Below are 18,289 nucleotides of genomic sequence, written 5' to 3'. Positions count from 1 at the left end.
TCTTCGGTCGGGGCAACCATGGCTCTCCAGCACGCGCAGGTCACCGTCGTCGTCATCGGGTACGACGACGCCGCCCATGTGGCGGACGCGGTGCGTTCGGCGCTCGCGCAGGGGCCGGCCGTACGCGAGGTGATCGCGGTCGACGACTGTTCGTCGGACGGCAGCGTGGCCCTGCTGGAGGGGCTGGCCGCCGGGGAACCGCGCCTGAGGGTGATCCGCCGCCCGGTCAACAGCGGCGGCTGCGGCACCCCGCGCAACGACGGGCTGAACGCGGCGACCTCGCCCTATGTGATGTTCCTGGACAGCGACGACGTACTGCCGCTGGGCGCCGTCGACGCGCTGCTGGAGGCGGCCGTGCGGCACGACGCGCCGGTCGCCGCCGGGCTGTGCCTGCGCAAGGAGCTGCCGTCCGGGCGCGAGACCCCCTGGCAGCACGAGCTGTACACCGCGCGCACGCTGGTGGCCCACCCCGCCCGGCAGGTACGTCTGGTGCGCGACACGCTCAGCGTCAACAAGCTCTACCGCGCCGACTTCCTGCGCGCCCACCGCATCAGCTTCCCCGAAGGCCGCTTCCCCTACGAGGACTTCGTCTTCACCGCCCGCCTGCTGGCCGCCGGACCGAGCATCGCGCTGGTCCCGGAGCCCGTGTACCTCTGGCACGTGCGCCGGTCCGCGGCCCGGCTGTCCATCTCCCTCGACCGCGCCAACATCGCCAACTGGCGGGCCCGGATCGAGGCCGACCGGATGTCGTACGACATCCTGCTGGCCGCCGGCGAGAAGCGGCTGGCGCGGGCGACGCGCGCCCGCTTCCTCGACCACTCGCTGCGGATGTACGCGCGCGAGCTGCACCTGCGCGGCGCCGACTACCGGCGCGAGTGGTGGACCCTCACGCGCGCGTACCTGGCCTCCTTCGACGAGGGCGACCTCACGGCGGCCCCCACGCCCGGCCGCATCGTCGCCCGGGTGGTCCTCGCCGCCGAGGAGCCGCGCGACCTGGACCGGCTGCGGGAGGTCGCGGCCCGCCCGGCACGGCTGAACCCGCCGTACGCGCAGGCCGAGGACGGTTCCCCGGTCTGGTCCGCCGACCTGCCCCAGGCCGAGCTGGACCACCTCCTCCTGCGCCCCGCGCACCGGCTGCCCGCCGCCGTCGACGCCGAACTGCGGCCCCGCGCGCGGGGGACGGTGCTCCGGCTGCGCCTGCACGAGATGTACGGGCAGATGGCGGCCGCCGGGCCGGAGAGCGTGGAGGCGGAGTTCGTGGAGCGGGACACCGGTCGGCCGGCGTTCTCCCAGCGGGCGTTCCTCGCGGCCGACCCGGACCGTGAGACCTGGTCGGCCGAGTTCCCCGTCGACCTGGCGGTCCTGGGCGGCGGCACCTGGGACCTCCGGCTCCGGCTGCGCTTCAAGGACGGCTCCCACCGGGAGACCACCGCCCACGCGCTCGCCGGCGCCGGACTGCTCAGCCGGCGCGCCCTGCCGAGCCTGCGGTACGCCGTGCTGCTGGTGCAGCCGTACGCCACCCACTCGGGGTCGCTCGCGGTGCGGCTCGCGCCCGGCCTGAGCGGCGTGACGGACGTCGTACGGCGTCGCCTCAAGCGCTTCTTCCGCTGATACCCGATCCCACGAAAGGCTGTACATGACCTGGCTGATCACCGGTGGAGCCGGCTACATCGGGGCGCATGTGGTGCGCGCGATGCTCGACGCGGGCGAACGGGTGGTCGTCTACGACGACCTGTCCACCGGGTTCGCCGAACGGGTGCCCGAGGACGTGCCGTTGGAGGTGGGGTCCACCCTCGACGAGCCGCGACTGACACGGGTGATCCGGGAACACGGCGTCGAGGGCGTCGTCCACCTCGCCGCCAAGAAGCAGGTCGGCGAGTCCGTCGAACTGCCGCTGCACTACTACCGGGAGAACGTCGAGGGTCTGCGTACGCTGCTGGCCGCCGTCACCGGAACCGGGGTCTCCTCCTTCGTCTTCTCGTCCTCGGCCGCCGTCTACGGCATGCCGGACGTGCACCTCGTCACCGAGGAGACGCCCTGCGCACCGATGAGCCCGTACGGCGAGACCAAGCTCGCGGGCGAGTGGCTGGTACGGGCCACGGGCCGGGCGGCGGGCCTGTCCACGGCCTCCCTGCGGTACTTCAACGTGGCAGGCGCGGCCGGCCCCGAACTCGCCGACACCGGCGTATTCAACGTCGTCCCCATGGTCTTCGAGAAGCTCACCGAAGGCGCCGCGCCCCGGATCTTCGGCGCCGACTACCCGACCCCCGACGGGACGTGCGTCCGCGACTACATCCACGTCGTCGACCTGGCGGAGGCGCATGTGGCGACCGCACGGCGGCTGCGCGAGGCACCGGGCACGGACCTCACCCTCAACATCGGGCGCGGGGAAGGGGTCTCGGTGCGCGAGCTGATCGACCACATCAACGAGGTCACCGGCCACGACACCGCCCCGGTGGTCACCGACCGCCGCCCCGGCGACCCGGCCCGCGTCGTCGCCGCCGCGGACCGCGCCGCCACCGAGCTGGGCTGGAAGGCCCGGTACGGCGTCGCGGACATGATCGCGTCGGCATGGGCGGGCTGGACCGCCGCCGCTGCGGTCCCTGCCGCTGCCCCTGCCCCTACCTCTCCAGGAAGCTGAACAGCGCTTCCCACCGCCCCGCGATCTCGTCCGCCCCGTACCTGCGGATGTTCTCCCGCGCCGCGTCGCCCATCCGGTCCCGCAGCGCCGCGTCGGACATCAACAGGTCGAGCCTGCGGGCGAGTTCGCCGGTGTTGCCGGGCCGGGCGAGGAGGCCGTCCTCGCCGTCCTGGATGATCTCGTGGACGCCGGGGGCACAGTCGAAGGCGGCGCAGGGGACGCCCATGGCCATGGCCTCCATGAGGGCGAGCGGGAAGCCCTCGCCCCGGGAGGACAGCGCGAACACCGAGCCGCTCCGCAGCGCGCCCGGCACATCGCTCGTGCGGCCCATCCACCGCACCGAGTCGTCGAGGCCCAGGGCGGTGCAGTGCTTCCTGAGGATCTCCTCGTCCTCGCCGGAGCCGTAGATCTTCAGCACCCAGCCGGGGTGGCGGGGCGCCACCTCCGCCCAGGTGTCGAGGAGCATGTCGACGCCCTTCTCGTCACTGAGCCGGCCGATGCTGATCACGGCCTTCTCGGTGCGCGGCGAGGGCACCTGAGGCAGCCAGGGCACGGCGTTCGGCAGGAACGAGGCGTTGTCGAGGCCCGCGCCGATCCACAGGTCGGCGTCCTCGCGGGTGAGGACCAGCATGCGGTCGACGTCCCGGTAGTGCCTGAGGACCCGCTGGAAGCGCGAGGACCGCTTCGAGGTCTCGAAGGACTCGTGGCTCATCCCGACGACCGTCAGACCGCTGGTGTCGGCGAGCTTCACCCACTCCATCGCCCACACCTGGGTCACGATCACGACCCCGCCGGGCCGCGCGGCCCGGAAGAGGTCCGTCAGCACGGCGGCCTTCGCCCGCATGCTCGCGTCCCGCGCCCGGCCGGGGGCGGGCGGCTGGCCGTCGTACAGCCGGGTCGTGGGGTACGGGAGTTCGCCGAGGTCGTGCGGGTCCTCGGGGGTCGTGACGCCGATGACGTGGACGCGGTGGCCGCGCTCGGTGAAGAGCCGGGCCATCTGATGGGACCAGCTGGTCACGCCGCCCATCTCGTCCACGCTGTTGGAGACCAGGAAGACGTCCCGCTCCCTCGTGCCTACGGTCACTGTGCCTTCCTCCAGTCGGTGAAGAACTCCTCGACGACGCGCCGCGCGGCGGTGCCCTTGTCGTGCTCGCCGAAGTCGGCCACGAACCGCTCCCGAGCCGCCGCGTACTTCAGCGTCTGCTCCTCCAGCGACGAGGCGGCCAGCAGGGAACGCAGCTCCTCCTCCGTGCGGACGACCGGACCCGGGGCCCGTTCCAGCAGGTCGAAATAGGTGCCGCGGCCCTCGTGCACGTACTCCTCGTAGTCGTACGGGAAGAAGAGCATCGGGCGGTCCAGCAGCGCGTAGTCGAACATCACCGACGAGTAGTCCGTCATCAGCGCGTCGGCCAGCGCGAGGAGAGGCGTCACGTCGTGGTGGTCCGACACGTCGATGACGCGGCCCCGTACGGACGGCGGGAGCACGACGTGGTTGAGGTAGTGCGCGCGGACGAGCAGGACGTACTCGTCGCCGAACTCCTCCGCGAACCGCTCCACGTCGAAGGGCAGCGCGAAACGGCGCCCGCCCTGCTGCCGGAAGGTGGGCGCGTACAGCAGCACCTTCTTGTCGGCAGGGATCCCCAACTCGGCGGCCAACAGCGGGCGTTCGGCCGACTCCCGGGCCTGCGCCAGCGCGTCGTTGCGCGGGTAGCCCACCCGCAGCAGCGTCTTCTCCCGCAGCCGGAAGGCCTTGGCGAGGGTGCGCACATCGTGCTCGGAGCGGATGAGGAAGTGGTCGAAGCGGTCCAGGGAGCGCTGCTGCTCCGCCTGCTCGGCGCGGGATTTGAGCTTCCAGCCGGGTTCGTCGAAGCCCATCCGCTTGAGCGCGGAGCCGTGCCAGGTCTGGATGTACGTCGTCCCGGGCCGCTTGGTCAGCTTCAGCGGGTAGCTCTGGTTGTCGATCCAGAACTCGGCGCGGGCCAGCGCCCTGAGGTACGGCAGTGACCAGCGGCGCACCAGCGTGGCGTCGGAGGGGAAGCCCTGCGGCTTGCCCGTGTACGACCACACGGCCTCGAAGTCGATCCCCTGCCGGCGCATCTCCTCGTAGATCGCCCGGGGGCTGTCGCTGTACTGCCGGCCCAGATGGCTCTCGAAGACGACCAGGCGCCTGTGCACCGGCATCCGCAGGAAGACGTCGTGGTAGAGGCGGAGCTTGGTGTCGCCGGAGGTCACCTTCTTGCGCAGGGTCTTCGCCTTGCGGTAGCCGGCCTTGGCGAGGCGGCCCGGGGTGCCCTGCAGGCCGCGGGTGACGAGGACGTTGGCCTTCTTGTCGGGGACGAGGCGGAAGGCGAGGTGGCCGCGCGCGGAGACCTGGGGCTCGATCCGGTCGGCGATCAGCCGGGTGAGGCGGGGGCGCACGGGCACCTGGCCGGTCGCCAGGCTGGGGCCGGCGGCGGTGAGCCGGGTCGTCGTGCGCTCTGAGTCGACGTCGAGGTGGAGGCGTACGTCCCAGACGGCGTCCACGACACCGAGCGGGCGCAGCCCCTTCGACAGGTCCGCCGCGGCCTCCCAGGACACGTACGACCCCTCGTGCCGCAGCGTCGGCACCGGGAAGCGGAAGGTCTGGAAGCGCACGCCCTGCCGGCGGGCGTAGAACTCCAGCTGGGCGGTCAGCCGGGCGGCGGGCGGGATGACGCCGAGCGGGTTGGTGACCCGGCCCGCGAGCCGGACGACACCGCCGCCTCCCTCCGCCTGCCGGTACTCGGTCAGCTCGTTGCGCAGGAACAGCTTCCCGACCGGCCGGGAGTGATAGCCGAGCTCGGTGACGTCCAGGATCCGGCGGGCGAGAGGGTCCTCGTCGATGTGCTCGGCGCACCAGTAGACCCGGCCGTCGCGCTCGGCGAGCGGCGCGGAGACCTTGTCGCGGTTGGTGAGCGTGTCCACGGCGGGCAGCAGGTTGCCCCAGTCGCTCGTCCGCAGCAGATAGGCGCAGACCGCGTGGATCGGTTCGACCTCGTCGTACGCGGCCGGGTCGATCGACGCCAGGTAGGGGAGGGCGAGGGCGGCGAACTCCTGCCGGTAGGAGGCGTCCCGCGACGGCAGGTCGCGCAGGTGCAGCACCAGGTCGTGCTTGAGGAACTTGACGTCCTTGCGGAACTTCAGCTCGGTCAGGCCCTGGTCGGCGAGCAGCCGGTCGACCCGGCGGTGCATCTCCATGCGGTGCGCGAAGTTGGCGATCTCGGCCCGCCGGTTGCTGATCGACTTGGCGCCGGCCTTCTCGGCCACGTTCCAGTCGTAGACCCGGTTCGGTATGAGCGTGATGCGGCGGGCCGCGGTGTAGGCCTGCGCGGAGAACAGCAGGTCCTCGTAGTGGATGCCGACGGGGAAGTCCAGGCCGCTGTCGACCAGGAACTGCCGCCGGTAGCACTTGTTGGTCGACAGGGTGTCGAAGACCAGCAGGTCAGGCAGCTCGGCGATCGAGTCGAGGGTGCGGGTGCGGGCGTACAGCCACGGGTACCACTTGACCTCCTTGCGGTGGCGCGAGTCGACGTGGACGCGCACGCACATGCCGGAGACCAGGTCGGCGCCGGTGGTCTCGGCCGCCTCCAGGAAGTTGCGGCAGGCGTTGCGCTCCAGGACGTCGTCGCTGTCGAGGAAGAGGACGTAGTCGCCGCGGGCCTTCAGGATGCCGTGGTTGCGGGGCGCGCCGCAGCCGCCGCTGTTCTCGGGGAGGCGGTACGCCCGCACCCGGTCGGGGTGCTCGGCGGCGAGGCGGCGCGCCACCTCGTACGAGCCGTCCGTGCTGTGGTCGTCGACGATCACGACCTCGACGCCCCGCAGGGTCTGCTCCAGCACCGAGCGCACGGCGGTGGGCAGCCTGGCCGCGTCGTTGTAGACGATCACGACGACGGACATGGCGACGTCGGGCACGGCGACGTCGGATATGGAGGGCCGCTGATCCGCGTCCACCTTCACCCCATTCATCCCTGTTTCCACCCTGTAAGCGCGATGATCCGCTTGAGGGTCACTTCAGTAGATGTCAATGGCGACGCTTGGGTTGCCTGACGACCCGTCAGCTAAGACTATGTAGTCCGCGTCAGTCCACCTGCCGGACCTCGACCGCCAACGAAGGGGGCACCATGCCAGCCCTGTCGTACGGCATCCAGCTTCCCGTCCAGTCCCAGAGCACGCTCTACGCCGAACCCTGGGAAGCCGCCGCCGGCCCCGACGACCTGCTCGCCGTCGCCCGCGCCGCCGACCGCGCGGGCTTCGCGTACATCGCGAGCTGCGACCACGTCGCCATCCCGCGCCGGCTCGCACCCGCGATGAGCACGGTCTGGTACGACCCGGTCGCCACCCTCGCCTACCTCGCGGCCGCGACCGAACGCGTCCGGCTGCTCAGCCACGTCGCCGTCGTGGGCCTGCGCCACCCTCTCCTCACGGCCAAGCAGTACGCCACCCTCGACCACCTCAGCGGCGGCCGCCTGATCCTCGGCGTCGGCGCCGGACACGTGCCGGAGGAGTTCGAGGCCCTGGGCGTCGACTTCGACCGCCGCGGACCCGTACTGGACGAGTCCATCGACGCCCTGCGCGCCGCCCTCGGCCCCGACGAGTTCCCCGAACACCACGGCAAGCTCTACGACTTCGAGGGCCTCGGCCAGCTCCCGCGCCCCGCCCAGGAACACGTCCCCCTCTGGGTCGGCGGATCCTCCCCGGCCGCCGTGCGCAGGGCCGCGCTCAAGGGGGACGGGTGGCTGCCCCAGGGCGACCCACGGGACCGGCTGCCCGCGCAGATCGCCCGGATACGGCGACTGCGGGAGGAGTCCGGCATCGAGGGCCCGTTCACCGTGGGCGCCATAGCCGAGCCTCTGTACGTGGGCAAGCCCGACTGGGACGTAGGGCGCCGGACCCTGTCGGGCGGCCCCGAGGAACTGGCCGAGTCGCTCCGCGCCTACCGGGCCATGGGCGTGCACCAGATCCAGCTGCGCTTCCGCGCCAGGAGCCGCGCTGAACTCACCGACCAGATGGAGGCATTCGGCGAGCGGACAGCGCCGGCTCTGTAGCGCCCGTAACCCGGCACACCAGCGGAGCGCCCCCGCTCCTTGAAAGCTTGAACATGTCCACGCCGAGCGCCGTATGTATGGACGTACTGACGTAGACGTACGCCCGTACGGCCTCGGCGGAAGGACACAATGACGTGCGCGCTTCCCGGAAACTCACCGTCGCCCTCGCCTGCCCCGAGGGTGCCTGGCCGCATCCCGACTGGCCGGCTCCGGACGACGCGTACGTCGGGCGGGTGGTGCCCCTGGGCGTGGCGGCGGACGTCGTGATCCTCTACCGCGCGGACCCTGCCGTGGCCGTACGGGAACTGCCCGCCACCGACATCCCCGCGATCGTGATCAGCCCGTGCCGGGACGTCGAGGCCATCGTCGAGGTGTTCCGGGGCGGGGCGGGCTATCTGGTCGAGGGCGACTACTGCACCTGCATGCTCTCCTCGGCCGTCGTGGGCGCCACCGTCGGCCACACCTACCTCTCCCCGGCGGCCTGCGCCGCCCTGCGGGAAGGGGTGCGGCGGCTGCCCGCCGGCGGGGAGGCGCTGGAGCGGCTGCGGGAGGCGCTCTCGCCGCGTGAACGGCAGATCATGGAGCTGCTGTCGACCGGCTTGGGCGCGCAGGAGATCGGGCTGCGATTACGGCTGAGCGAGAAGACCGTCCGCAACAACCTCAGCAACATCTACGCCAAGCTCGACGCACGCGGCAGCACGGACGCGGTCCTGCGGTGGCTGGGAGCCGCGCCCGTGCTTCGCGCCTGAGAACCGGCAACCGGACCGGCAACCGGACCAGCAACCAAACCGGCACCGGACCGGCGACCGCGGACTACGGCGCCGGAACCTCCGCCAGCGGGATCTCGACGTCGGTGACGTTCTCACCGCCCGCGCCGAATCCCGGTTCCGCCCTCAGGGCACGCGTCGAATTCTGAATTCCGGACGCTTCGGGAGTTCCGCACTTCACATTGCGCAGCCAGAGGCGGCCGTCGGGAGTTCCGTTCTTCAGGATCTGCGGATAGAAGACATGGACGCCCGTGGAGCCCTCGCCCGGCGAGAAGAAGACCTTCTGGCCGTTCTGCTCCTCCTTGTACGTGGCCCGCAGGAATCCGCTCACATCGGTGCGCTTGGCCGACCACATGAAGAAGCCGAGGCTGTCCCCCTGCACGGTGTCCGTCCGGCTGAACGCCAGCGTCGTCGTCTTGTCGTCACGCGTGATGTTGATTTCCGACGTGTTGAACTTCACGCCGATCTCGAAGAAGGAATTGCCGAGTTTCGTGTCGGCGGCGGCGGTGAATCCGTCCTCCAGCTGGATGGTCCGGGTGACCGAGGCGCTCACGTTGAAGGTCTTCGAGGCCGTGCCCGTCGATCCGCAGTTGTCGGTGACCGCGGAGACACGCTGGTTGGGTCCGAGGTTGTCCCGCTTGACCTGGACGTCGACGAACTCGCAGTTCTCCAGCTTGTCCGAGTCCGCGGCGCAGTCGGCGCTGACTTCGGAGGGGGTCGCGGCACCGGCCGAGTTCATCAGCGGGACGGCCACCGCGAGGGCTACCACCGGGGCCAGGGCGAGGGTGAGGCGCTTCTTCTTGCTGCGGTGGCTTCTGGCGCGGTTGGCGCGGGTCATGGGATCTCCTGTGGGGGGTCGGGCTTTCGAGGGGGTCGGGGCTGGTCAGCAGTCGGTCAGTACGGCCTTGGAGGTGCCGTCCACGACACCGGGGGCACCGGCCGCGCCCGGCAGGATGACGGGGCCCTCGACGACGTCCGGCGCCACGAAGTTCTGCTCGGGGGAGGGGTTCGTGGCGAAGTCGCCCGGGTCGGCGTCGATCCGCACCCGCCACTCGCCGGTCATCCGCTGCATCTTCGGCGTGAACTCCATGTGCAGCACCTTGCCGACCGGCACGTCCCGCTGTTCCGTGTCGCCCGCGGTCTCCGACTTCAGCGTCATGTCGAGGGTGCCCTTGTGCTTGAGCCACGACCCGCTCAGAAATCCGAAGAGGCCTCCGCCGCCGCCCTGTTGGGTCACGGTGTACTTGCCCTGGCCCTGCGCCGCCGTGGCCGACCAGGTGATCGACACCTTCGCCGGTCCGGTGGCGTTCGGTTCACAGTTCGGGAAGTCGATGGAGGATTTCTCGGTCGGCCCGTTGAACGTCTCGAACTCGGTCTCCACGAAATCGCAGTTGTCGGACCCGAAAGACGGCCCGGCGATCGGATGCCCGCCGAAATCGAAGAGGTCCTGTTCCTTCCCGTTGACCACCTTGGCCCGCTTGCACAGATCCATGATCTGGTCGGGCGTCTTCTCCTCGGCGGCGTTCGCCGACGGCAGGAGTACGGCGGCCAAGGCCCCGCCGGTCACGACGGCCGATCCGACCGCCACGATCCTGATCTTCTTGTTCTTCAGTCTCCGCTTGGACATGGCAAGGATTTTGGATTCCCTTGACGCGCGCCGACAGGGTCAAACATCCCTACTTGTGAGTCACGTGAGATTCGCCTCAGCAACCCTCAGGACTTGCATCTGACGCTTCGTCAGGTATGGCGCTACGATGCGGAGTTCACGCTGCGGGGTTCACGCTGCGGGGTCCACCGTTCCACCTCTCGAAGGGGGCCGTAATGGGCAAGCTCGACGGACGGGTCGTCATCGTCACGGGGGCGGCGCGCGGACAGGGGGAGCAGGAGGCGCGGCTGTTCGCAGCGGAGGGGGCGGGCGTCGTCGTCGCCGATGTGCTCGACGACCAGGGCAAGGCCCTCGCCGAGGAGATCGGGGCGCTCTACGTCCACCTCGACGTGGGCCTGGAGGCCGACTGGCAGGCCGCCGTCGCCGCCGCGCGCCAGGCCTACGGCCATGTCGACGGGCTGGTCAACAACGCCGGCATCCTGCGCTTCAACTCCCTCGTCGACACCCCCCTCGATGAGTTCATGCAGGTCGTACGGGTCAACCAGGTCGGCTGCTTCCTCGGCGTCAAGACCGTCGCGCCGGAGATGGCCGACGGCGGCACGATCGTCAACACGGCCTCGTACACCGCGGTGACCGGCATGGCGGCCGTCGGGGCGTACTCCGCCACCAAGCACGCCATCCTCGGCCTCACCCGGGTCGCCGCGCTGGAGCTGGCGCCCCGCGGCATCCGGGTCAACGCCATGTGCCCCGGCGCCATCGACACCGCGATGTCCAACCCCTCGCTGCTGGACCCGGACGCGGACGCCGAGGAGACGTCGAGGGCGCTGGACGGGCTCTACCGCAAGCTCGTGCCGCTCGGCCGGATCGGGAGGCCGCAGGAGGTGGCACGCCTCGCACTGTTCCTGACCTCGGAGGACTCCTCGTACATCACCGGGCAGCCGTTCGTGATCGACGGGGGCTGGCTGGCGGGCGTCTCGGTCATCTGACTGCCGTCACGCCGCCATCTGACTGCCCGTCAACTATTGACCATCCTTCCGCCCGGTGCCACAGTCGGCGGCACACCCACCGATCTGACGCAGCGTCAGACACTACTGGGGACGGTGAACCTCCTTGGAATTCGGGCTCTTTGTACAGGGATACGTGGGCAAGCGCGCCGAGACCGACCCGCTCGCCGAGCACAAGGCGCTGATGGAGGAGACCGAGTACGTCATCCAGGCGGACAAGTCGGGCTTCAAGTACGCCTGGGCGTCGGAGCACCACTTCCTGGAGGAGTACTCACACCTCTCCGCCAACGACGTGTACCTGGGCTATCTCGCGCACGCGACGGAACGGATCCATCTGGGCTCCGGGATCTTCAACCCGCTCGCCCAGGTCAACCACCCGGTCAAGGTCGCCGAGAAGGTCGCGATGCTCGACCATCTCACCGGCAACCGCTTCGAGTTCGGGTCGGGGCGCGGTGCGGGCTCGCACGAGATCCTCGGGTTCATACCGGGCGTGACCGATATGAACTTCACCAAGGAGATCTGGGAAGAGACCATCGCCGAGTTCCCCAAGATGTGGCTCCAGGACGAGTACGCGGGCTTCCAGGGCAAGCACTGGTCGCTGCCGCCGCGCAAGGTGCTGCCCAAGCCGTACGGGAAGTCGCACCCCGCGATGTGGTACGCCGCCGGGTCGCCGCCGTCGTACGCGATGGCCGCGAAGAAGGGGCTCGGGGTGCTCGGGTTCAGCGTGCAGAAGGTCTCCGACATGGAGTGGGTGCTGGAGCAGTACAAGACGGCGGTCGTGAACGCCGAGCCGATCGGTGACTTCGTCAACGACAACGTGATGGTGACGACGACGGCGATCTGCGCGCCGACGCATGCCGAGGCGATCGAGATCGCGGTGCGGGGGGAGTTGCACTATCTGCCGTCGCTGGTGTTCCGGTACCACGACACGTTTCCTCGTCCCGAGGGGTTCCCGGTGTGGCCGGAGACGCTGCCGGAGTACACGGCGGAGTTCGTGGAGCTTCTCATCGAGGAGGAGTTGTTGATCTGCGGGGATCCGGACGAGGTGCTCACGCAGTGCAAGCGGTGGGAGCAGGCCGGGGCGGATCAGTTGAGCTTCGGGTTGCCGGTGGGGGTGCCGAAGGAGGAGACGTTGCAGACGATTCGGTTGATCGGGGAGCACGTGATTCCGAAGATCGATACGGATCCTGTTCATCGGACTTCGCGGTTCCGGAGGGGTGTCTGAGCGTCGTTGGCGGGTGCGGGTTCGTTGTGGCTGGTCGCGCAGTTCCCCGCGCCCCTGGGTAGGCAGACCTCGCCGGACTCGAAGGAGGCAAGGCCCATGCTCGATCACGTCATCAACCGGGCGACCGTCGTTGACGGGACCGGTGCGCCTGCGTACACCGCCGACGTGGGGATACGCGACGGGCGTGTCGCCGTCATCGGCACCGTCACCGAACAAGCCCGCACCACCGAGGACGCCGCCGGGCTCGTCCTCGCCCCCGGCTTCGTCGACCCCCACACCCACTACGACGCCCAGCTCTTCTGGGACCCGTACGCCACCCCCTCCCTCAACCACGGCGTGACCACCGTCGCCGCCGGGAACTGTGGGTTCACGCTCGCGCCGCTGCGTCCCGACCGTCCCGAGGACGCCGACTACACGCGGCGGATGATGTCCAAGGTCGAGGGGATGTCGTTGGTGTCGCTGGAGGAAGGAGCGCCTTGGAATTGGAGTTCGTTCGGGGAGTACCTGGACGCGCTCGAAGGGCGGATCGCGGTCAACGCGGGGTTCATGGTGGGGCATTGCGCGCTGCGGCGGTATGTCATGGGGCCGGACGCGGTCGGCGGGCAGCCGAGTGCGGAGCAGCTGGGCGAGATCGTACGGCTGTTGCACGATGCCATGGATGCTGGCGCCTGGGGGTTCTCCACCACCCAGTCGTCGAGCCACTCCGACGGGGACGGCAGGCCGGTGGCCTCCCGGCACGCGCGGCCGGAGGAGCTGCTGGCGATGTCGCGGGCGGTCGGGGAGCACGAGGGGACGCAGATCGAGGCGATCGTCGCGGGGTGTCTGGACCAGTTCAGCGACGCCGAGATCGACCTGTTCGTGGAGATGAGCGCCGCCGCCGGACGACCGCTCAACTGGAACGTCCTGACCATCGACGCCGCCGTTCCGGAGCGCGTGCCGCGGCAGCTGCTCGCGAGTGAGCAGGCCCGGAAGGCGGGCGGGCGGGTGGTGGCCCTCACCATGCCGATCCTCACCCCGATGAACATGTCCCTGGGCACCTTCTGCGCCCTGAACCTCATCCCCGGGTGGGGGCCGGTCCTCGGGCTGCCCGTGCCCGAGCGGATCGCCAGGCTGCGTGAGCCGGACGTACAGACCGAACTGCTCCGGCACGCCACCGCCAAGGAGGCGGGCGTCTTCCGGCGGCTGACGAACTTCGGGCGGTACGTCATCGGGGACACGTACAGCGAGGCGAACCGTGGGCTGAGCGGGCGGGTCGTGCAGGACATCGCGCGCGAGCGGGGTCTGGAGCCCTTCGCGTGTCTGGTGGAGATCTGCGCCGCCGACGACCTGCGCACCGTCCTGTGGCCCATGCCCACCGACAACGACCCCGCCTCCTGGACCCTGCGCGCCGAGACCTGGCAGCACGAGGACGTGCTGCTCGGCGGGTCCGACGCCGGGGCGCATCTGGACCGGATGTGCGGGGCGCCGTACACGACCCGGTTCCTCGGCGACTGTCTGCGCGGGCGGAAGCTGGTCGGTCTCGAGCAGGCCGTGAAGATGCTGACCGACGATCCGGCGCGGCTGTTCGGGCTGCGGGAGCGGGGGAGGGTGGCGGAGGGCTTCCATGCCGACCTGGTGCTGTTCGACCCGGAGCGGATCGACGCCGGCACGGCCACCCTGGTGCACGACCTGCCGGGCGACAGCCCACGGCTGGACTCCAAGGCGATCGGCGTACGGGCCGTGTGGGTCAACGGGGTCGAGGCGATCCGGGACGACGTGGTGAGCGGGGCCGTGCCCGGGCGGGTGCTGCGGTCCGGGCGGGACACCAGGACGGTGGCCACCAGGTGAGCCTCGAAGGGGCGGGGCGGCAGCGGCTGTTCGTCGGAGGCTCGTGGGTGGAGCCGGAGGGCGGCTACTACGGCGTCGTCGACCCGGCCACCGAGGAGACCGTCGGATGGGCTCCGGAGGCTTCGCGCGATCAGGTGCACGCGGCCTGCGCCGCGGCCCGCGAGGCCTTCGGGCCGTGGTCGCGTACGACGCCGGAGGAACGGGCGGCCGTACTGGGGCGTACGGCGCGGATCATCGGCGAGCGTTTCGCGTCGTACGCCGAACTCGCCCAGGCCGAGACCGGGGCGACGACCGGCACGGCGCGGGCCATGCAGGTGGGGGTGGGTGCCGCCCGGTTCCGGCGGTACGCGCGCGTGGAGCCCGCCGAGTGGGCCGTCGCGCCGCAGATCAACGAGGCCGGGCCGATGGGGAAGGCGGGCGTGATGGGCGCGCTGGCCGTCCGTCAGCCCGTCGGGGTCGTCACCTGCGTCACCTCGTACAACAACCCGTGGGCCAACCCGGCCGGCAAGATCGCCCCCGCGCTGGCCATGGGCAACACGGTCGTCGTGAAGCCGGCCCCGCAGGATCCCCTGTCCGTCTACCGGATGGCGGAGGCGCTGGAGGCCGCGGGCGTGCCGGCGGGTGTCGTGAACGTCGTCTCCGGCCGCGCGGTCGAGATCGGCGAGGCGGCCGTGTCCTCCCCGGACGTCGACATGGTGAGCTTCACCGGGTCCACCGCGGTCGGGCAGCGCATCGCCGAGGTGTGCGGGCGGGACATGCGACGCCAGCTGATGGAGCTCGGCGGGAAGGGCGCGGCGGTCGTCTTCGACGACGCGGACGTCGGGTCGGCGGTGGCCGGGATCGGGACGACGTTCTCCTTCTACAGCGGGCAGATCTGCACGGCCCCCACGCGGGTGCTGGCCCAGCGGGGCGTGTACGACCGGCTCGTCGAGCAACTGGCGGCGTACGCCGGGCGGTTGACGGTCGGGGATCCGCGTGCGGCGGGCACGGTCGTCGGGCCGGTGATCTCGGCGGAGCACCGGGACCGGGTGGAGTCGTACGTGGAGACGGGCCGGAAGGAAGGTGCCGTGGTGGTGGCCGGGGGCGAACGTCCGCCGTACGGGAAGGGGTTCTACGTCGCGCCCACCCTCCTCGCCGACTGCACCAACGACATGCGCGTCGCCCGGGAGGAGATCTTCGGGCCGGTCGTCTGCGTCATCCCCTTCGACGACGAGGAAGAGGGCATCGCCCTCGCCAACGACACCGACTACGGCCTGATCGACTACGTCTGGTCCGGTGACGTGGCCCGCGCCTTCCGGGTCGCGCGACGGTTGCGGGCCGGCGGGGTCGGGATCAACACCGTCGGGCGCAACATGGAGGCGCCGTTCGGAGGGTTCAAGAAGAGCGGGGTCGGCCGGGACGTCGGGTCGTACGCGCTGCACGCGTACAGCGAGGTCCAGGCGATCGTGTGGCCGGGGTGAGTGCCGGGGGGGGGCAGGCTCCCACCGGTGGGGGGCGGGTCCGGACGCGGCGCACTGGTGGGGGCGGGTCCGGACGCGGCGCACTGATGTCGGGCGGGCCCGGACCCGGCTCACTGATGTCGGACAGGCCCGGATCCGGCTCACTCATGTCGGGCGGGTCCGTGTGCCTCCTCCTGGGCTCGGGCGAACTTCTCCTCCCAGCGGCGGGCTGTGATGCGGCCGGCCTGTAGGCCGATCCAGACACAGCCGGCCGCGGCAGCCAGCGCCAGCAGTCCGACCAGCATGTCGCCGAAGGAGTCCCTGGTGCCGTTCTGCCCCACATAGGTGAGGAACTTGCCCAGGCCCACCTCCCGGAGGAGGTCGGAGTCCGCCTTGATCCTGCTCGCCCGTGACGACGAGTCCCCGCCGATCAGGCCGTAGACCAGCAGTACCGCACCGGTCCCCAGGGCCGTGCGCGCCGGCGGCAGCCAGGTGGCGGGTGCGAGCGGCCTGGGCCGGAAGGCGGCGCCGAGCCGATAGGCGCACGGGACCAGCCGGTACAGCGCTGCCGCGCTCACCACGCAGACCAGCCAGGAAAGGACCTGCGCCGCGTCGAACTCGTAGCTGGAGAACCACCAGCTGAGCCAGACGGCCACGACGGGGAAGAACGCCCACACGGCGCCGAGCGCGAACGCGCGGAGCACGGCCCCGGCCCGCGCGGCCGGACGCAACCGGACCGCCTCCGCAGCCCGCCACTCCCTCAGCCTGCGCTGCCGCTCCTGCTCCTCCTCCTGCGCCCGCCGGGCCCGCCGCTGCCGTTCCTCCTCGGCGAGCCGCCGCTCCTCCCGCAACCGCGGTTCCTCGGCCAGCCGCCGCTCCTCGTGCTCCCGCCTCTTCCGGAACCGCCGCTCCTGCTCCCTGCGGGCCGCTTCCTCCCGCCGCGCGCGTTGCTCCTCCTCGGCCCGGAGCCGCTGCTCCTCCCGCCCGGCCCAGGCGCGTCCCTCCTGCCGGGCCCGGTCGGACCACTCGACCTCCGCCAGCCGGCCGAGCAGGGTCTCCCGTCCGCCGGCGGCCACGAGAAGCCGGTCGTACCAGCCGGTCGACGGAACCGGCGGGCCCTCGGTCGGCAGCGGGGGCCGTACCTCGGCCAGATCCTCCGGTGGCAGCAGAGCGGCCAGCAGCGCCCCGGGCCCCACCTCGGCGGCCCAGTTCCGCACCTCGGCCGGCCAGGAAGCGGTCTCGGTCGCCCGCCAGGCCGCCAGCGCCTGCTCCCACGCGCGCCGCACGCCCTCCAGCCGGTTGAGCGTGGCGAACCCGGACAGGGCGTCGAGCAGCTGGTGCGGCCCGGACAGTTCCTCCAGGAGCTCCTCGTCATCGCTGTCGCCGCTGTCGCCGCCGACGTACGGGCGCAGGCAGACGCGGGCCAGCGCGCGGTAGGTGACCGGACGGCCGCGGTAGACGACCGGGCCGTCCGGGTCGAGCCAGCGCAGCAGGTGCAGCAGTTTGTGGTCGTGGGGGAGGGCGGGATCGTTCAGCCGGCGGTCGACGAGGATGATCCGGCCTTCGACGTCATCGGTCCGGGGGTCGTTGAACTGCCGTAGCCAGGAGCGGAGTTCGGTCCAGCCCTCGCTGGGGTGCGAGGTGGTGCCCATGTCCCGGAAGAACAGGTCGGCGGCGGTCTGCCAGTTCCCGCGGATCGTCTGCGCGAGGTCCTGCCTGGTGACGTGCGCGGTGCCCGCGAGGACGAGCGCCCGGGACACGTACGCGTGCTCGGCCATCAGCGGGGGCGGGGGCGGGGGCGGGAGCGGGGGCGTGGGCGGTGCAGGCGGGGGAGGGGCGACGCCGGTGGCGGGCGCGGCGGGGTTGCGGGCGAGCGCGATGTGCATGGCCGTGCCGTGGAACTGCTGACCCGGCAGCGGTGTGCCCTGACGCCGGGCGCCGCGGCGCAGTTCGTCGCCGAGGGCACCGACGGAGAGCAGCGGTCCGGCCGCCGGTACGCCGTGCCGCAGCAGGCCCAGGAGGGCGCCGGTGAACGTCGTGTTCCGCGTGCCTGACGGGCCCAGGGCCTGCCGGCCTGCATCGGCCGAGGTCAGCAGGCAGCAGCCCTCGATGGCCAGCTCCTGCGCGATGCCGCTCACGCCCTGGTCGGCGCGCCCGCTGAAGCAGCCGTCCACGATCACGATCTTGTTCGTCGCCGGGGACGAGGTGACGATCTCGCGCAGCCGGTCGTAGTCGAAGCCGCTGACCGCCTGGTTGGCCGACCGCGTGTGCGGAAGGGCGAGGTGCAGGCCGCCGCCGAGCGTCTTGCGCAGGGCGTGCCCCGCGAAGTAGATCAGCAGGGTGTCCCTGGCCTCGGCGGCCTGGTGGTCCAACGCGTCGAAGAGCGGGATCAGGCCGGGCGGATCGAGGAGCACGTGACAGTGCTCGGCGGCGAAGGAGCCCAGCGGTGAGGTCAGGGCGCCCCGCAGGTCCTCCAGGTTGTCGACCACGGCCGGCAGGTCGGGCAGCTCGTCGGACGCGTAGGTGGCGGTACCGAAGAGGAGGGCGCGGGAGCGTTCCGGGTCAGGCAGCCGGATCATCGTCGATCCGTACGGACATGCGGCCCCCGTGTGTGGTGCGGCGGTGTCGGGTGTTCATTGCAGTAAAGAGGTGATGCCATGTCAAGAAGCCGCACGCCGCACGAAATTGAGCCCAGCCCGCCCCCCCCGCCCGACACT

Annotated in this window: 13 protein-coding genes; 8 read left to right on the top strand and 5 right to left on the bottom strand. The window is 71.1% G+C overall.

Annotated elements, in window-relative coordinates; genetic code table 11:
- Window positions 1–18 precede the first annotated feature (18 nt).
- Window positions 19–1,611 (top strand): glycosyltransferase family 2 protein, encoded by a 1,593-nt coding sequence (locus tag AQJ67_RS29685; protein WP_062722370.1) that lies wholly within the window; start codon window positions 19–21, stop codon window positions 1,609–1,611.
- A gap of 25 nt (window positions 1,612–1,636) precedes the next feature.
- A complete protein-coding gene (galE, locus tag AQJ67_RS29680; RefSeq protein ID WP_062722369.1) occupies window positions 1,637–2,641 on the top strand; it encodes a UDP-glucose 4-epimerase GalE in 1,005 nt (334 codons plus the stop codon).
- Here the strand turns inward: galE and AQJ67_RS29675 are convergent.
- Window positions 2,622–3,668 (bottom strand): glycosyltransferase, encoded by a 1,047-nt coding sequence (locus tag AQJ67_RS29675; protein ID WP_079056261.1) that lies wholly within the window; start codon window positions 3,666–3,668, stop codon window positions 2,622–2,624. The two genes, galE and AQJ67_RS29675, sit on opposite strands and share 20 nt — an antisense overlap.
- A 53-nt stretch (window positions 3,669–3,721) precedes the next feature.
- The gene (locus tag AQJ67_RS29670; protein WP_062722367.1) at window positions 3,722–6,625 is read right to left on the bottom strand and encodes a bifunctional glycosyltransferase/CDP-glycerol:glycerophosphate glycerophosphotransferase; all 2,904 of its coding nucleotides are present in this window, start codon (window positions 6,623–6,625) and stop codon (window positions 3,722–3,724) included.
- A gap of 155 nt (window positions 6,626–6,780) precedes the next feature.
- Here AQJ67_RS29670 and AQJ67_RS29665 point away from each other — a divergent pair, with 155 nt between their 5' ends.
- Both AQJ67_RS29665 and AQJ67_RS29660 read left to right on the top strand, forming a co-directional pair.
- The gene (locus AQJ67_RS29665; RefSeq protein WP_062722366.1) at window positions 6,781–7,704 is read left to right on the top strand and encodes a TIGR03619 family F420-dependent LLM class oxidoreductase; all 924 of its coding nucleotides are present in this window, start codon (window positions 6,781–6,783) and stop codon (window positions 7,702–7,704) included.
- Between the two features lie 134 nt (window positions 7,705–7,838).
- Entirely contained in the window at window positions 7,839–8,453 is a 615-nt protein-coding gene (locus AQJ67_RS29660) for a helix-turn-helix transcriptional regulator (protein ID WP_062722365.1), read from the top strand.
- Between the two features lie 64 nt (window positions 8,454–8,517).
- Here the strand turns inward: AQJ67_RS29660 and AQJ67_RS29655 are convergent, their stop codons facing one another.
- Window positions 8,518–9,309: a hypothetical protein gene (locus AQJ67_RS29655; RefSeq protein WP_062722364.1), complete on the bottom strand. Its 792-nt coding sequence runs from the start codon at window positions 9,307–9,309 to the stop codon at window positions 8,518–8,520.
- A 45-nt stretch (window positions 9,310–9,354) separates the two neighbouring features.
- Window positions 9,355–10,098 carry a hypothetical protein gene (locus AQJ67_RS29650; protein WP_208615066.1) on the bottom strand — a complete coding sequence of 248 codons (744 nt, stop codon included), beginning with the start codon at window positions 10,096–10,098 and terminating at the stop codon, window positions 9,355–9,357.
- Between the two features lie 194 nt (window positions 10,099–10,292).
- Here AQJ67_RS29650 and AQJ67_RS29645 point away from each other — a divergent pair, with 194 nt between their 5' ends.
- The 4 genes from AQJ67_RS29645 (at window position 10,293) to AQJ67_RS29630 (ending at window position 15,593) form a co-directional block, all read left to right on the top strand.
- Complete coding sequence (locus tag AQJ67_RS29645; RefSeq protein ID WP_062722363.1) at window positions 10,293–11,063, top strand: SDR family NAD(P)-dependent oxidoreductase; 771 nt, start codon at window positions 10,293–10,295, stop codon at window positions 11,061–11,063.
- Between the two features lie 124 nt (window positions 11,064–11,187).
- A complete protein-coding gene (locus AQJ67_RS29640) occupies window positions 11,188–12,306 on the top strand; it encodes an LLM class flavin-dependent oxidoreductase (protein WP_079056251.1) in 1,119 nt (372 codons plus the stop codon).
- Between the two features lie 96 nt (window positions 12,307–12,402).
- Window positions 12,403–14,133, top strand: coding sequence for an N-acyl-D-amino-acid deacylase family protein (locus AQJ67_RS29635; RefSeq protein WP_062722361.1), 1,731 nt, complete (start codon window positions 12,403–12,405; stop codon window positions 14,131–14,133).
- Window positions 14,130–15,593, top strand: a complete 1,464-nt coding sequence (locus AQJ67_RS29630; RefSeq protein ID WP_062722360.1) for an aldehyde dehydrogenase family protein — start codon at window positions 14,130–14,132, stop codon at window positions 15,591–15,593. The genes AQJ67_RS29635 and AQJ67_RS29630 overlap by 4 nt, the downstream gene beginning before the upstream one ends.
- 140 nt (window positions 15,594–15,733) lie before the next feature.
- On the opposite strand, the gene AQJ67_RS47845 is transcribed toward AQJ67_RS29630, so the two are convergent.
- Window positions 15,734–18,151 (bottom strand): caspase, EACC1-associated type, encoded by a 2,418-nt coding sequence (locus AQJ67_RS47845; RefSeq protein WP_062722359.1) that lies wholly within the window; start codon window positions 18,149–18,151, stop codon window positions 15,734–15,736.
- Window positions 18,152–18,289: the final 138 nt, after the last annotated feature.

Source organism: Streptomyces caeruleatus (assembly GCF_001514235.1).
Classification (GTDB): Bacteria; Actinomycetota; Actinomycetes; order Streptomycetales; family Streptomycetaceae; genus Streptomyces; species Streptomyces caeruleatus.
The sequence above is the reverse complement of the archived record's forward strand: the minus strand, read 5'-3'. Positions and strand labels throughout refer to the sequence as shown.